Raw genomic sequence first — 15,749 nt, 5'->3', positions numbered from 1 at the left:
CAACATGAAGGGGCTATTTTTATCTGAATTGTTCGTAAGATATTTCTTACTGTTTACTAATCATCAAGTCAATTTTTTGATTTCTTAATTTTTTAAGGTTTTTTTTTACAATTTTCCCCTTATTTCATAAGGTTTTACCCTAAATTGAAAGCTTTTTTAATCTTTAACTTGGGATAATGACTTTGCTTTTCCATAATTTTAATTTAACAGTAGGAGTTAAACATGACAGCAACAACTTCAGTTGGTTCAGGTAAAGCTGCGCCAATGTCTGCAGAAGAGCGCAAGGTTATTATTGCGTCTTCTTTGGGCACAGTATTTGAATGGTATGATTTTTACCTATATGGATCACTTGCCGCAATTATTGCAAAACAATTTTTCTCAGGCTTAGATGATGGTTCTGCTTTTATTTTTGCACTGTTAGCTTTTGCAGCAGGTTTTATCGTTCGCCCATTCGGTGCTTTAGTATTCGGCCGTTTAGGTGATTTAATTGGTCGTAAATATACCTTCTTGGTTACCATCGTAATTATGGGAGCTTCTACTTTTTTCGTAGGAATTCTTCCCAACTATGCCAGCATTGGTGTAGCAGCTCCGGTCCTCTTAATTGCCTTACGCCTGTTACAAGGTTTAGCATTAGGTGGTGAGTACGGAGGTGCGGCAACTTATGTTGCAGAGCATGCCCCCGCTGGTAAACGTGGTGCTTATACTTCTTGGATTCAAACTACAGCTACAGTAGGTTTATTTCTATCCCTAATTGTCATCTTGATCACTCGTGAAGTAACTGGTGCAAATTTCGAAGTTTGGGGATGGAGAGTTCCATTTATTCTTTCTGTTCTGTTACTTGCTGTTTCCCTTTATATTCGTTTGCAAATGGCTGAATCACCAGCGTTTCAAAAAATGAAAAACGAAGGCAAACTTTCCAAATCTCCTTTAGGTGAGTCTTTTGGACAATGGGCTAATCTCAAAATAGTTATTTTGGCTCTATTTGGTTTAGTTGCCGGTCAAGCAGTTGTTTGGTATACAGGTCAGTTCTATGCTCTCTTCTTCATGACCCAAGTTCTTAAAGTGGATGCATATACAGCAAACATCATGATTGCCATCGCTCTTCTTATCGGCACACCATTTTTCCTATTCTTTGGTACTTTGTCAGACAAGATCGGTCGTAAATTAGTGATTATGCTTGGTCTGTTGTTAGCTATCATTACTTACTTGCCTAATACGCCAGTCTCAATTTTCAACAACTTAACCCATTACGCTAATCCAAAATTGGAAAAAGCAATGGCAACCTCACCAGCCGCAATCACTGTCGATCCTGCTGAATGTACTTTCCAATTTAACCCAACAGGTACAGCGAAGTTTACTAGCTCATGTGACATTGCTAAGCAGGTGATGGCAAGTAACTCAGCCAGTTACTCTACAATGACAGGTCCTGCTGGAACTGTAGCGAAAGTGAAGATTGGTGAAACAGAAATTGAATCTTATTCTTCTAAAGGTTTAAGTAAGGATGAAGCAAAGGCAAAGGACGGCGCATTTAAAAAGAGTATTCGTGATGCATTGAACGCAGCTGGTTATCCTACAAAGGCTGATACTGCGGAGATGAATAAGCCAATGGTTCTCTTGCTTTTAGTTATCCTTGTGATTTATGTAACGATGGTTTATGGTCCGATTGCAGCTTATCTCGTTGAAATGTTCCCAACAAGAATTCGCTACACATCCATGTCTTTACCATACCACATTGGTAACGGATGGTTTGGTGGTTTACTACCAACAATTGCGTTTGCCTTAGTTGCACAAAACGGTAATATTTACCATGGTTTATGGTATCCAATTATTGTTGCTTCAGTGACTTTAGTAATAGGATCACTATTCTTACGTGAAACTAAAGATGTAGATATCTATGCAAATGATTAATTAATTATTTGTGTATTACTAAAACCGGCTCTTTGTAGCCGGTTTTTTTTAATCTGTTTTTTATACTTGTAAATTTCTGGCTGAAGATGTTTGTAATGCGCTTTTGATTGTCATGTCGAAAGAACATCCTTCTTCCGTTTGTAATGTAAAGATGTGCCATTGGAAAATTTCTGCGCCAATAGCTAAGCAACTACAAGGAAGTGTAGCGGAGATTATTTCGTTTAGTTGTCAGCGTCGTTTAGCCGTCAGCGCTAAAGAAAATTAATTAGGATTTACTTCTATCAGAATTTCATTTCTTCGCCAAAAAGGCAATGTCCATGGGGGATTGTATCTTGCAAGTTTAGGCAACCCAATAGCGGTTAACTTTTCTCTAGCCATCCATGCTTTTAAATAAGTCGTATTTTCAGCCACTGTTTCATCACCAGTAAATCCTGAAAATTTTGTTACTGCATAAAACTTTTCGGGAACTAGGACAATTTTGACTTCGTCATTGTTTGGCTTTGGTAATGTTTCCAAAGTGTATTGGCTTGGCATCACAAACTGAATATTCCAGTTATTTTTACTGTTTGTTGCTTGGATTCCTACGGGTGCTGTCATTTCAATTTTGATGGGCTCAGTGATGACAGGAACTGTCATATCAATTTTCGACTGTTTACCAACACCTGAGTTGTTACCAAAAATAAAATCTGCTATTTTTCGAAACCCGGCTGAAGATGCTTCACTGCGATCACCGGCCACTGTAACTTCGGCAATAATTAACTGGGGATATTTTCTTAATTCAAACGAATCAAAACTTCTTAATTGTTCAAATTTTGGTTCTTCTATAGCCATAACTTCCTGTACATTATTTATCGTCATTAGTGCTAAAAACATAAACAGATGCAAAATTGTCTTATTTGGCATTTGATTCTGTAATTTGACTATCTTAATTTAATGAACTTTGTTTCATAATTTGGATTATATTACATCAGCGTTTGAGCTCGTTACACTTTACCCCATGCCCCACATTAGTGCAATACGGTAAGTAATAAAAGAGGCTAAGTAAGCCAAGGCAAATAAATAACTGAGCATAATCAGTGGAATTTTATAACCACCGGTTTCCCTTTTTACTGCTGCTATGGTTGACAAGCACTGAGGTGCAAAGACAAACCAGGCTAGTAGAGATAATGCTGTAGCCAAACTCCACTGATGAGAAATAATAGGTATTAAAGCCTCTGAGTCCTGTTGAGCATTACTAGATAATGCATATACGGTACTTAGAGAGCTAACAATGACTTCCCGTGCTGCCATGCCAGGTATTAATGCAATACTTATTTCCCAATTAAAGCCAATTGGTTCAAATACTTTTGCTAGTAACTTACCTAGCATCCCAGCAAAACTATACTCAATTGCAGGTCTGGTAGCACCTAGTGGCGCTGCCGGATAACTTGCTAAAAACCAAAGTCCAATGGTAAGCGCCATTAAAGTACCACCGACCCGGTTTAAAAAAATGAGTACTCTTTGCCAAAGTCCAATCAGGATATTTTTAAACCCAGGTAAATGATACTCAGGTAACTCCATCAACAGAGGATGAACTTGAGATTTATTGCCAGTAAAACGTTTTAAAATCCAAGCGATAACTAACGCTCCTACGATACCACTTAAATACAAAATAAATAATACAAAGCCTTGTAAACCCACTCCCATCCCTAAATTTTTGTCAGGAATAAAAGCGGCAATTAATAGTGAATAGACTGGTAACCTTGCAGAGCAGGTCATGAGGGGTGCTATTAAGATAGTCACGATACGATCCCTCGTATTCGAAATCGTGCGGGTTGCCATTATTCCTGGAATAGCACAAGCAAAGCTTGACAACAAAGGGATGAAAGATCTTCCTGAAAGACCGACCGAACCCATTAGGCGGTCTAATAAATACGCGGCCCGGGGTAAATAACCACTCTCCTCTAAAACTAATATAAAGAAAAATAAAATTAGGATTTGAGGCAAGAAAACAATTACACCACCCGCTCCTGCAATGACACCATTTACGATGAGACTTCTAACCCAACCTTCAGGTAACAATTCCCCAATCAAGTCACCAACCCACTCCGTCGCATCTTTAATCAGCTCCATTGGGAATGCGGCCCAAGAGAAAACTGCCTGAAACACTAAAAATAAAATGACCATTAATAAGAATGGTCCCAAAATTGGATGGAGTAAAAACTTATCAAGCCTATCACTTAGGGGATCTAGGATAATCTTATCGAGATCTAAACGCTTTAAGATTCCTTGAACGATTTGATTATCAGCTTCGACTCTAGGGGTGCTATCAAGTTCAACATTTGCCTGTAAAGCTTTTAATCCTTGTTTACTAAAATCCATATTGCTAAACATTTGTCGTAAATTGTCATCTCCTCTTGTTTTGACGCCAATTGAGGTGACCACCGGAAGCTCTAACTCTTCAGATAAACGGGCGACATTGATCTCAATACCTCGTTTTTTAGCTAAATCAATCATGTTTAAAACTACAATACAAGGTAAGCCCATTCTTTTAACTGCGAGTACTAGCCTTAAATTTCTTCTTAAATTAGTAGCATCGAGTACACAAAGAACTAAGTCCGGCTTTTTTTCACCTTCAGCTCTGCCTGCTAACACATTACAAGTTATCCGCTCATCTAATGAACGTGGATACAAACTATAGACGCCTGGCAAATCTAAAATGCGTACAAACTTTTCTCCACTTAAAAATAATTTTCCTTCTTTACGCTCAACTGTTACTCCCGCGTAATTAGCGACCTTTTGTTTACCGCCGGTTAGTAAGTTAAACAAGGAGGTTTTGCCACTATTAGGATTGCCAACTAAAGCAATCAATGGCTCTTTAGGATAAAAGTTGACTTTAGATTCAGACATAAGATTAAAGAGGTTCGACCTCAACCAGGGCCGCTTCATTTTTTCTGAGAGCAAAAGTAGAGGTGCCAACTCGAATCATCATTGGATCTCCGCCAAGAATGTTTCTTCTTAAAACACTCACCTGTTCACCCGGTATGAAACCAATATCTTCAAGTTGATGTATCAATTCAGTAGATTGCGGTAAAGAGTGAATTCTCTTTACACGTAAGATTTGTCCATTAGTTGCTTGATCTAGATTCATTTCTCAAATTTTTTTATATTTAACACTAATTATAATCCAAACGAGAATCGTTATCATTTACAATGGCTAAATCTAGAAATTTAACTTAAAGAAATTTCTAAGTTACATCCGCAAGGCATAATAGTGCCTATTACTTAAAGTCTTGAAATCCCCCCATATATGATTCAGTTACGAAATGTCGTCCTAAGACGAGGTGTAAAGGTTATTTTGGACCAAGCCAACTTAACTATTAATCCAGCGGAAAAAGTTGGTCTAGTCGGACGCAATGGCGCAGGTAAGTCTTCATTATTTGCTTTACTTAACACCTCCCTTCACGAAGATGGTGGTGATTTTAGTATTCCAACCCAATGGCGGATGGCACAAGTTGCACAAAATATGCCGGAAACAGATGAAAGTGCTACAACTTTCGTAATTGAGGGTGATACCGATTTAGTAGCTGCCCAACTTGAAGTAGATGCCGCAGAATTGAGCGGAGATGGTGACAGAATGGCGAATGCCTACATGCACTATTATGATTGTGGCGCACATGACGCCCCAGCGAGAGCACAATCATTAATCCTTGGGCTTGGCTTTAAATTAAGCGAACTGAACAATCCAGTAAATAGTTTTTCTGGTGGATGGCGGATGCGCCTTCAATTAGCAAGGGCATTGATGTGTCCCTCTGAACTATTACTTCTTGATGAACCTACCAACCATTTAGATTTAGATGCATTAGTTTGGCTTGAGGCTTGGTTAAAAAAATACACAGGCACAATGATTGTGATTAGCCACGATCGTGAATTTTTAGATTCCATTACCAATGTAACTGTTCACATCGAACATGCCAAACTAAATCGCTACGGTGGAAATTACAGTTCTTTTGAAGAGCAACGTGCGGAACAGATGGCGCTTCAGCAAAGTGCTTTCTCAAAGCAACAAGAAAAAATTGCCCATTTACAAAAATTTATTGCCCGTTTTAAAGCAAAAGCTAGTAAAGCTAAGCAAGCACAAAGTCGAGTAAAAGCTCTCGACCGTATGGAAAAAATTGCCCCGCTCTTGGCGGAAGCTGATTTTACTTTTGAGTTTAAAGAGCCAGCTAATCTTCCAAACCCCATGCTATCGATTCAGGATGCATCTTTTGGTTATCCAGCTTCCCCTGAAAGTGGCAGTTCAATACCTACCACCATCATTAAACATGTAAGTAAGTCTGTACTTGCTGGGCAGCGCATAGGCGTATTAGGCGCCAATGGTCAAGGAAAATCAACTGTTGTGAAAACTATTGCGAGAACGCTCAAGCCCATCGCCGGAGACATTGTTGAGGGTAAGGGCTTAAATATTGGTTACTTTGCTCAGCAAGAACTCGACGTTCTAAATCCGAGTGATAATCCGCTTGAACATATGATTGCACTGGTCAAGAAGACAACTTCGGAAGGAAACTTAAGTGGTCAACCAACTAGGGAACAAGATCTAAGAGCATTTTTAGGCATGTTTAACTTTAGTGGTGACATGATCTTTCAAACTGTAGGTACCATGAGCGGCGGAGAAAAAGCGCGTTTAGTGCTTTGCATGATAGTTTGGCAACGTCCTAACTTACTACTTTTAGATGAACCAACGAACCATTTAGACCTTGCTACTCGTGAAGCTCTCTCAATGGCCTTGAATGAGTTCGAAGGTACTGTAATGTTAGTGAGTCATGACCGCGCCCTTCTCAGAGCGGTCTGTGATGAGTTTTGGATGGTTTCCAAAGGTGGTATCGCTCCATTTGATGGTGATCTCGAAGATTATCAAAGATACCTACTTGATGAGGCCAAACGTCAAAGGGAACTTGCCAAAAAAGAGGTTCAAACACCCGTTGCAGCAGTCGCTCCTAAAACAATTGAACCGACTCCAGTAGTTAAAAAATCATTTGTTTCTCCAGAGCAAAAAAAGATTCAAAAAGAATTAGAAAAAGTGAATGAAAAAATTGAGAAGCTAACCTTGGAACGTAAGCATCTTCACGAACAACTTGAAACGCTTACGAATCTAGAGGAAATTACAACAACAGGGAAAAAAATTGGGGCGTTAGAAGAGGACTTGTCAAAACTAGAAGAAAGTTGGTTATCTCTTAGTGAGTCATTAGAAGCTTGATTTGAAATTGCACTAAATATTAATGATCACATGCCCTATCTTGTTCCCGCTCTCAATCGCTAAATGGGAGTCGACAACCTGATCTAGTGAAAACTCCTCAGCAATCGCAAAAAATGGCTTTTTGACTGCAAGCCATTTATTAATGTCAGAAATAATCGTCTCTCTTTGCTCAGGGGTAATGGTATAGATTAAGGTAAATTTTAATGTGATATTTTTCGACATTAAAGCACCAATTGGCAACGGCATCGTTGGAGCAGCCACGTAGGCGTACATCACACTCGTGCCACCCGGTTTCAGTATTTGGGCATTCAGGTGTAAGTTCGCACCAAAATCCACCTCAATCACACGATCAACACCTTGTTGATTGGTAATTTCGTTTACCCGTTGCACAATGTCTTCTGTTTTATAGTTGAGGACAAAGTCGGCGCCAGCACGTTTTGCATGTTCCGCTTTGATATCTGAACTCACTGTGGTTAGTACTGTTGCACCACCCCATTTAGCCAACTGAATTGCGTAGTTGGCAACTACGCCAGCTCCTCCGGCCACTAGGACAATTTTTCCTTGTAAATCTCCATCAGAAAATAAACAACGATGAGCTGTCATTACGGGAATACCTAAACAAGCGCCCTCTTGAAAACTCAAGTCCTCTGATAGTGGTACTACCATCCAGTCTTCTAACAAACAATATTCAGCTGCAGTGCCATGAGGTCTCAAAAAAGCCGCATTAAATACCCATACTCTTTGACCAATTTGAAAGGATGTAACGCCGTCTCCCACTTCATGGATTGTGCCAGCTCCATCACTGCCAGGAATCTGCCAACTATCAGTCAATGCCCGCGACGTACCCGACCTTAGCTTAGTATCAGATGGATTCATACCACAGGAAGCCATCTTCACTACAACTTGTTTAGTTCCAGGTCTAGGTAAAGCTAATTGCTCTACTTTTAAAACATCAATAGCTTTACCGAACCCATGGTACGTGGCGGCTTTCATCATCATTAATTAATTGGTTTCATATAAAATTTTCTAAACTTAATAATACCGCTGCCATACTGCAATGCGATAAAGCCATCTTTTAATTTTTCATTCCGTGCATTCACCGTCTCAACGCCGTTAAATTTAACGATCAATTGACTACCGTTTGCAGTAATTTCCATTGTGTTCCACTGACCACCAGCCTTAGGATATGGTGATGTCACCTTAGCAACATCAACAATCGCACCTGTACCGTAGGAAGGATCAGGTCTTGCATCCCAAATATTGACTTCATAGCAACTGACTGCATCAATTTTTTCAGGATTTTGACAACGGATAAAGACGCCGCTATTAGTTTGACTATCAGCCCAAAACTCAGTGTAAATATGGAAATTTTGATACTTCACTTTCGTTACCAAATAGCTAGGTAATTTACTCGTAAGGAAATCCGCCTGAATTGAGCCTCCTTGTAAACGCCAATTGGCATTACCTACTAAATTCCAATCGTTCAAGTTTTTACCATCCTCATACACTTTCTGAACTGTTGGATCATTTGCATTGAAATGACTACACGAGATTAAAAATAAACATGAGCTTGCAAGAGTAATTGCTCTAATAAACTTTCGATACATTATTGTCTCCTTTGTATGATTTATATAACTTTAGTTATCTTACCTCTTACCTGATTAGTTAGGCTTGATTTTTGTTTAAATTAACGTATCCGTAGGACATATTAGTTCGATTCGGACCATCTTTTTCATAGATATTTTTAGCTTGTAGAATTTTGTCTCCAGCTAACTCTGCACGTTGCTTTGCTGAGTAATTATAAATTCTGGCATTGTTTTCGCCAAAAATGGCATTCTTCACGGGCCCGTTTGCCTCGCCTAGTGGTTTATAGCCGTATCTTCTTCTTATTTCCTCAGGGATTTCCAAGCGACGGAATGCTTCAATTTGCCATTGTGGTGAACCTGTCCAAATAGCATCGGTTCCCCAAACGACATTAGTTTGACCAAGCCCCCTAATTAATTGCCCCATCATCACAGCTGATAAACGTGGATCAACAATCGTGGTTTGAGCAAATAACTGACCTACGTCAGCGTAAACATTTTTAACACCGTACTTTGTAGGGACTTCAGCTAAATCAGTAATCCAGTCAATCCGTCCAGTCTTTTCAAATTGCTCCCATGCATCTTCAGCCTTACCCCCACCAGCATAACGATAACCACCGTGGTAAATAATGAAGTTTAGTTGTGGCCAGTCCTTCGCTGCTTTACCTACATCGCTTACATTGACATAGTTCAATAGATGAGGGAATTTACTTTCCATTGAGGGAGGAAATAGTCCTTTGTGGATGCAAACATTTTTTAACCCCGCTTTGACAAATTTCTCATAGGCCGGATATACAAGTTTCTCATCATCAAGCCGCCAAGGGTGCTTTGATAGATCTTTATGGGTGTTATCACCGATCGTGTAACCTTTGAAAGAATCAGGTTTTAGTACTTCGATTGCACGGTCAATTTCATCCATCCAACCGTCATATCCTGGTGTAAAAATAGCATGCGCAAATGCTCTTTTAGAACCAGAGATGGAATTAATGGTGGCTCTAGCATTTGCTTTCATATCATTTGTTAAAAACCAATCCCCTTCGATTTCTGAGGGTGCACCACTGATACAACATACTTTCGTATCACTATCTAAATACATTTCCTTCAAGTAATTTGCAAACTTCAAATCATCAATGGTTTGAGGTTTGTCAACGAGAGCAGGATTCCACCCTGCTTTTCCTACAGCCAATCGTTGTTGTAAAAAGGATTGGATTTTTGTATCATCCCTTAAAAAATGGGTATGCATATCCATGATAAATTGGCCTTTGAGACCACTGGCCCTCTCATTAGCCATCTCTGGAGTAGCCGCTTCTGCCTCAGAAACCGAAAACATTGGCCCATAGGTGTCGTTCATCGCTAAAAAAGCAGTCGCCATTCCAGATGCTGATTTAAAAAATGTTCTGCGAGCCATCCCCTGATTTTTTGCGAGCTTTGCACCATAGGCCTTTACTCGGTTCTCATATTCTTTTTGTTTTTGAGTCTGCGGCTGGGGCATAAACTCGTCACTTGACACGCACTGGACCGGAATCGGCGCAGGAAAGATTGACGATTCTGCTGGTGCTAAGGAAGCGATCTCTTCCGGGCTTAGTAAACTCATAGTCTCTCCATCTTATTGTTAAAGTTGAACATATTAAATATCAATCAAATGCCATCATTTCTGCAGTTATCAATCGGTTATCCAGTTTTTGTAAGCCTGGCAACCATCGAATCGATTTAAAAGCACTATCCAATACGGCGTCATCACCAACTACCCCATTAATGACAGCATTCCCATTTTTTACTGCTACACGAATACCAGCTGGGGGCATACCACTTACTTTGGATAAAGCGTTTAGAATATTTTTTTGTATTTCATCGTCTGATAGTTTTACAGATCGTTGGATTTTCTGTAAATCAGCTTTCATATTCAGAAACTCCGTTTGATTCAATCGACCATCTCGTTGAGTGTCATATTCCTCAAATTTTGTAAAAAAAACCCCTTCTTTACTTAGGTTCTTTTTCTCTAAATAACCTAAACGAAATTGATCTAGAGCAATAAACTCCCTATCTTTTATTTGCAGTTCATCATATTTCTGGGCTGACTGTATCGCTTGTAAGTCAATCTTAGCCATCAATAAAAAATAATGTACTAAGTTTTTAATTTCATCATTTGACAGTTCAGTATGCCCGCCTTTTGCTTGCATTGCAGTGTTCGGAATACCTTCAATTGCCGAATCATACAAATGATTAAATCCCGCACTAAGTCGCTTAGCCCAATCAGCTGATGCCCCAATCCGAGGTGCGCTTGGAGCATCACCAGAATGGCAATGACTACAATTCGTTTGATAGGAGTTAGCTAATTTTTCGATAAACTTTGGGTCTTGTAACTCTGCGCTTGCCAGAGGGTTGGCATTTAAATGCGTGCTTGCACATAAGCCAATCAACCCAAAAAAATATCTAAAATTTTTACGTGAGATACGCAAGCGTAGTCCTTGATAAGTTGCCTAAGTAGTTATGTCTTTAACTTTTTAACTATAAAACTTTTTGAGTAAATAGTTATTAGGGCAATCACTTAGAAAGGATTAATTTGTGGAATGGGAGTTTTGGCTTCGCATTAATAACCACATCGCAATCACAACCAGACACAGTCCTGACATTTGAAAAAAAGTTATTTCTTCACCCAGAAAATACCAGCCCATGAATATAGTAGACAAGGGGCCTAAAATACCAGCTTGAGAAGTGAGAGCAGAACCAATTCTTCGAACTGACAACATAATAAACATCATTGGAATAACCGTACAAAGACCGGCATTGATTAAGCTTAATAAATAAACATTCAAATGCTGGTCGAGTAATTCTTGTGGGTGATGGAACATCATTTGTACCACGCTAAAAAGTGCTGAAAAACTACTTGCAAAAGTAACTAGTCGAATACTGCCAACTTTTTTAACTATTTCGCCGGCAAAAATTAAATAAGCAGAATACAAGCAAGCACTTAAAAAAACCAAACTCATACCAATCCAAGCTGCTTGACCGTTGGTCATTGCATCCTGTAAAAAAGCCATAGTGACACCGATGTAGCCAACTACCATCGATATCCATTGAAACTTCGTGATGGTCTTTTTTAAAAAGAAATAAGAAAAGATGACTACGATTGCGGGAGTGAGATACAAAATGATTCGTTCTAGTCCTACTGAAATATAGTGTAGGCCTAAAAAATCAACGTAACTTGATAAGAAGTATCCGCAAAAACCTAAGCTGGCAACTTGCAAAATTTCTCTAAAGGACAATTTTTGTTGGCCTTTTCTTTCTCCTGAGAAGAAATACACCAGCCAAAAGATAGGGAATGCCATTGCCATACGCAAAGCCAAAAACACCTCTGAGGTGGTGCCGTATCGGTAAGCTAGCTTAATTAAAATCGCTTTTCCTGAAAAGAAAACAGCCCCTAAGCTAGCCATGGCTATTGAAATATAAAACTGTTTTTTACTTAAAGGCACAACCTGAGCTTTCTGATGAATTGTGGAATATCTAAATCATCATACTCTACGACATAAAAAGAGTGCTTTAATTTGAATGATAAGTACAATCCTAACGAGCTGCGATATGTATGATCATGCTTTTTAATTATTTTTAAAAGTTGGATGTAAAACCCAGAGACCTCTTAAGTCTAAAAACAAATAGTTTAAAAATTCAATCAATTATCTTTCGCCTTATTTATCTTCTTTAAAAGCTATTTTTAACTTTAGCAAATTAACGTTTACATTTTCAAAAAATAAACTTTACTTTTTGTAAAGCAATCAGTTTTTTATTTGATAACCCAATATCGCATTTATTTACTAGAAAATTTAATTTAGAAGGCAGCTACAACTCCGTCAGCTCGCGGGTCTGTAGCACCTAGTAAAACTCCATTTGGCATGCGTACTATCGCTCCTGCATGACCTAATGCAGAATCAAAGATGCCCATTTTTTCCACATCATGACCTCTTTTCGTCAACTCTTCAAAGAGCTCTTGAGGGAATCTACTCTCTAACTTCAATGTGTCGGAACTTTGTCCCCAAGTTCTACCTAAAAGCCATCTAGGCGCGGTAACTGCAGTTTGTAAAGGTTGATTAAAGACTGCGTAACGAGTAAAGACAGCTGCTTGACTTTGTGGTTGACCATCTCCACCCATATTGCCATAAACCATCACTCGACCATCCTTGAACCTAGCCCCAGCCGGGTTTAAGGTATGAAATGGTTTTTTCATGGGTAATAAAGCATTAATATGATTTTTATCTAAGCTAAAGGAAGCACCACGATTTTGCCAATTAATGCCGGACGACTCGAGCACAACCCCACTACCGTATTCATGATAGATACTTTGAATAAAGGAAACGGCTAAACCATCTTTATCGATGGTTCCCATCCAGATTGTGTCCCCTGGACCCTTACCCTCTCCCCAGCTCATTGCCTTATCAATCTTAATAGATTTTGCTAAATCATCTAGATTGGATGGATCAAGATACTGTTGCGCCTCTTTCGTCATATAACTTGGATCAGTTATTGCCTGATCTCTAATCTGAAAAGCCAGTTTTGTTGCTTCAACTACAAGGTGCACATGATCGGCTGAATCTGCCTGAACATTTTTTAAATTCGTTCGGTCTAATAAACCCAGAATAATTAAAGAAACTAAACCTTGACTCGGTGGTTGTACATTATATAAATTCCCAAGACTATGTTGCAGATGAAGAGGGTTTTTAATTTGAGCAAAATGTTGCTGTAAATCTTCGAGGGTAATCGGTGATCCTACACTCATCAAATCTTGTGCAATCTGTTGAGCCAACTTGCCACGGTAAAAGCTGTCTAGTCCATCAGCGGCAAGAGTCTTTAAGGTATTTGCCAAACGACGATTTGTCATTACGCTAGTTGGTTTAGGAACTTTACCCTCTTCCAAAAAAGTTTTTGCAAACCCAGGCACGTCTTTTAATTCAGCTAATTTATTGTTCGTGAGTAAACTTTGTCCCTCGGTAACTGGAAAACCTTCCTCTGCGTAACAGATTGCATCACTTAATAAATAATCTAGAGTTTTGTTACCACCGATGGCATCAGAAATTTCTAAAGCTTTTTGCCATCCTGAAACCGTTCCAGCCACTGTATTTGCCGCCATTGCTCCACGAAATGGAATTTTATTTAGGCCTTTATTAAGATAAGTATCAATCGTTGCTAATTTAGCAGATGCCCCAGAGGCGTCAATTGTAATTTGCTCACCATTTGGTTTTAAAACTAACCAAAAGCCATCGCCACCGATACTGTTCATATGTGGATACACTACTGCGATCGTTGCCGCAGCGGATACCATAGCTTCAATCGCATTACCACCATCTCGTAAAACTTTTAATGCTGACTGGCTAGCTAAATGATGCGGTGATGTTGCCATGCCATGATTGGCGCACAATGTATTAATCAAATTAACTCCAATAATTATTGTTTATTCAACTAATAGGATATTACATCCCATTACCGGCTCGCATTTCTCGTTGAAAGATTTCTAAGGCTTGGGATTTCATCGCAATAAATTGCGGATCACTTATTGCTTCAGCTAATCTTGGTTTGGCGAGATCAAAATCTAATAGCGCTGCAATCCTAGTCGGCCTTCTAGTTAGAAGTAAAATTTGATCCGCTAAAAATACAGCATCTTCTAGATCGTGCGAAACAATCATCATTGTAATTCCAGATACTAAATTAACCTCTTGTAATTTTTCCCGAATAAAAAGCGTCATTTCAAAATCTAGGGCTGAAAAAGGTTCATCTAAAAAAAGCACCTCTGGTTTGGGAGCAAGTGCACGCATAATCGAAACGGTCTGTTGTTGTCCTCCAGAAAGTTCGTAGGGATACAACTTTAAATTGAACCGAATATCAAACAGCTCAAATAATTCCTCAACCCGACTTTTAACTTTTTCTTCAGATAAATTTGCTCTTCTTAAAGGATAAGCAATGTTTTCCCAAGAGCTCATCCATGGAAATAATGCATCTCGATAATTTTGAAAAACATAACCAATCGTGGTCTGTTTTAAAGTTTTACCATCAAATAGAATTTCCCCTGCATCAATTTCTGTAATCCCAGAAATCATATTAATCAAAGTTGATTTACCACAGCCATTTGGTCCAAAAATTGAGACTATTTTTCCTTTTAAAATGTTTAAGTTAAAGTCTTCGTACAAAGGAGTTGTTGCAAAACTTTTATACAAGCCTCTAATAGATACATGATTTCTAGGTATTTGAAGCGTATTCAAGATTTTCCACTCCAGTGAATCACGTTCTTTTCAATTAACATGAAAATAATATTTAAGGAGTAGCCAAGAGCTCCTGTTACTAAAATAGAGCTATACATTTCTTTAATATTAAAAACTTGTTGGGCATCAATAATGCGGTGTCCCAAACCATTTTCAGAGCCGATAAACATTTCTGCAACTATAACGATAACTAAGGCAATGGATACCCCAGTTCTTAAGCCAACAAAGGTTTGAGGCAAACTTTCCATAATCAAGATATCTTTAAAAATATAAAATTTTTTAATACCCATCGTTTTTGCTGCCATTAATCTTGTTTTCTTTGCATTCATGACGCCATAAGCACAGTTAAACATAATTACTAGGATGGCAGCAAAGGCAGCGATTGCAATCTTGTTAATATCTGAAATCCCAAAAATCAGCATAAAGAGGGGAATCAAGGCAGACGAGGGTGTTGATCTAAAAAAATCAATCAAAAACTCCACACTTCTATAAGTTTGTACCGAACTACCCAATAACACACCTAGGGGAACTCCAATCCCAGCAGCAATTAAAAAAGCATAGATCGTTCGCAAAACTGTTGTCCACAAGTCTTGAAATATTGCGCCTGATGCAAATGACTTCAACATATACATAATCGTCACATCTGGGGGCGGCAATAAGTTTGGCTGTATCCATTTTGCGGTTAACACTAAATTCCAAAAGAGATACAACATTACTGGACCAATGAATGGTAGCAATCGATGTTTTACAGAAAAAGACATTTAATAATGCCTT

General features: G+C 38.8%; 14 protein-coding genes. 3 read left to right on the top strand and 11 right to left on the bottom strand.

What is annotated here, in order from left to right; all coding sequences use genetic code 11:
* Nucleotides 1-222 precede the first annotated feature (222 nt).
* Nucleotides 223-1,908 (top strand): MFS transporter, encoded by a 1,686-nt coding sequence (locus tag AOC35_RS14610; RefSeq protein ID WP_108648376.1) that lies wholly within the window; start codon nucleotides 223-225, stop codon nucleotides 1,906-1,908.
* Between the two features lie 112 nt (nucleotides 1,909-2,020).
* On the top strand, nucleotides 2,021-2,173 hold the full coding sequence (locus AOC35_RS15585; protein WP_159077615.1) for a hypothetical protein: 153 nt from the start codon (nucleotides 2,021-2,023) through the stop codon (nucleotides 2,171-2,173).
* Here the strand turns inward: AOC35_RS15585 and AOC35_RS14605 are convergent.
* The 3 genes from AOC35_RS14605 to AOC35_RS14595 all read right to left on the bottom strand — a co-directional run bounded on the left by AOC35_RS14605 (nucleotide 2,170) and on the right by AOC35_RS14595 (nucleotide 5,038).
* Nucleotides 2,170-2,739, bottom strand: coding sequence for an SOUL family heme-binding protein (locus AOC35_RS14605; RefSeq protein ID WP_108648869.1), 570 nt, complete (start codon nucleotides 2,737-2,739; stop codon nucleotides 2,170-2,172). The genes AOC35_RS15585 and AOC35_RS14605 overlap by 4 nt on opposite strands.
* Nucleotides 2,740-2,898: 159 nt before the next feature.
* Entirely contained in the window at nucleotides 2,899-4,797 is a 1,899-nt protein-coding gene (gene feoB / locus AOC35_RS14600; protein WP_108648374.1) for a ferrous iron transporter B, read from the bottom strand.
* A gap of 4 nt (nucleotides 4,798-4,801) precedes the next feature.
* Nucleotides 4,802-5,038, bottom strand: coding sequence for a FeoA family protein (locus tag AOC35_RS14595; RefSeq protein WP_108648372.1), 237 nt, complete (start codon nucleotides 5,036-5,038; stop codon nucleotides 4,802-4,804).
* 159 nt (nucleotides 5,039-5,197) lie between these two features.
* Here AOC35_RS14595 and AOC35_RS14590 point away from each other — a divergent pair, with 159 nt between their 5' ends.
* Nucleotides 5,198-7,144, top strand: a complete 1,947-nt coding sequence (locus AOC35_RS14590) for an ABC-F family ATP-binding cassette domain-containing protein (RefSeq protein ID WP_108648370.1) — start codon at nucleotides 5,198-5,200, stop codon at nucleotides 7,142-7,144.
* A 12-nt stretch (nucleotides 7,145-7,156) separates the two neighbouring features.
* Here the strand turns inward: AOC35_RS14590 and AOC35_RS14585 are convergent, their stop codons facing one another.
* The 8 genes from AOC35_RS14585 to AOC35_RS14550 form a co-directional block, all read right to left on the bottom strand.
* On the bottom strand, nucleotides 7,157-8,143 hold the full coding sequence (locus AOC35_RS14585; RefSeq protein WP_108648368.1) for an NADPH:quinone reductase: 987 nt from the start codon (nucleotides 8,141-8,143) through the stop codon (nucleotides 7,157-7,159).
* A complete protein-coding gene (locus tag AOC35_RS14580; RefSeq protein ID WP_108648366.1) occupies nucleotides 8,143-8,751 on the bottom strand; it encodes a 3-keto-disaccharide hydrolase in 609 nt (202 codons plus the stop codon). Before AOC35_RS14580 ends, AOC35_RS14585 begins: the two co-directional genes overlap by 1 nt.
* Nucleotides 8,752-8,809: 58 nt before the next feature.
* Nucleotides 8,810-10,321 carry an amidohydrolase family protein gene (locus AOC35_RS14575; protein WP_108648364.1) on the bottom strand — a complete coding sequence of 504 codons (1,512 nt, stop codon included), beginning with the start codon at nucleotides 10,319-10,321 and terminating at the stop codon, nucleotides 8,810-8,812.
* Between the two features lie 40 nt (nucleotides 10,322-10,361).
* Nucleotides 10,362-11,186 carry a c-type cytochrome gene (locus tag AOC35_RS14570; RefSeq protein ID WP_108648363.1) on the bottom strand — a complete coding sequence of 275 codons (825 nt, stop codon included), beginning with the start codon at nucleotides 11,184-11,186 and terminating at the stop codon, nucleotides 10,362-10,364.
* 99 nt (nucleotides 11,187-11,285) lie between these two features.
* Complete coding sequence (locus AOC35_RS14565) at nucleotides 11,286-12,200, bottom strand: DMT family transporter (RefSeq protein ID WP_108648361.1); 915 nt, start codon at nucleotides 12,198-12,200, stop codon at nucleotides 11,286-11,288.
* A 353-nt stretch (nucleotides 12,201-12,553) separates the two neighbouring features.
* Nucleotides 12,554-14,149 carry a gamma-glutamyltransferase family protein gene (locus tag AOC35_RS14560; RefSeq protein ID WP_108648359.1) on the bottom strand — a complete coding sequence of 532 codons (1,596 nt, stop codon included), beginning with the start codon at nucleotides 14,147-14,149 and terminating at the stop codon, nucleotides 12,554-12,556.
* 40 nt (nucleotides 14,150-14,189) lie between these two features.
* The gene (locus AOC35_RS14555) at nucleotides 14,190-14,975 is read right to left on the bottom strand and encodes an ABC transporter ATP-binding protein (protein WP_245898532.1); all 786 of its coding nucleotides are present in this window, start codon (nucleotides 14,973-14,975) and stop codon (nucleotides 14,190-14,192) included.
* The gene (locus AOC35_RS14550) at nucleotides 14,972-15,736 is read right to left on the bottom strand and encodes an ABC transporter permease (protein ID WP_108648355.1); all 765 of its coding nucleotides are present in this window, start codon (nucleotides 15,734-15,736) and stop codon (nucleotides 14,972-14,974) included. Before AOC35_RS14550 ends, AOC35_RS14555 begins: the two co-directional genes overlap by 4 nt.
* Nucleotides 15,737-15,749 lie beyond the last annotated feature (13 nt).

Source organism: Polynucleobacter rarus (assembly GCF_003072505.1).
GTDB classification, from domain to species: Bacteria; Pseudomonadota; Gammaproteobacteria; order Burkholderiales; family Burkholderiaceae; genus Polynucleobacter; species Polynucleobacter rarus.
The sequence above is the reverse complement of the archived record's forward strand: the minus strand, read 5'-3'. Positions and strand labels throughout refer to the sequence as shown.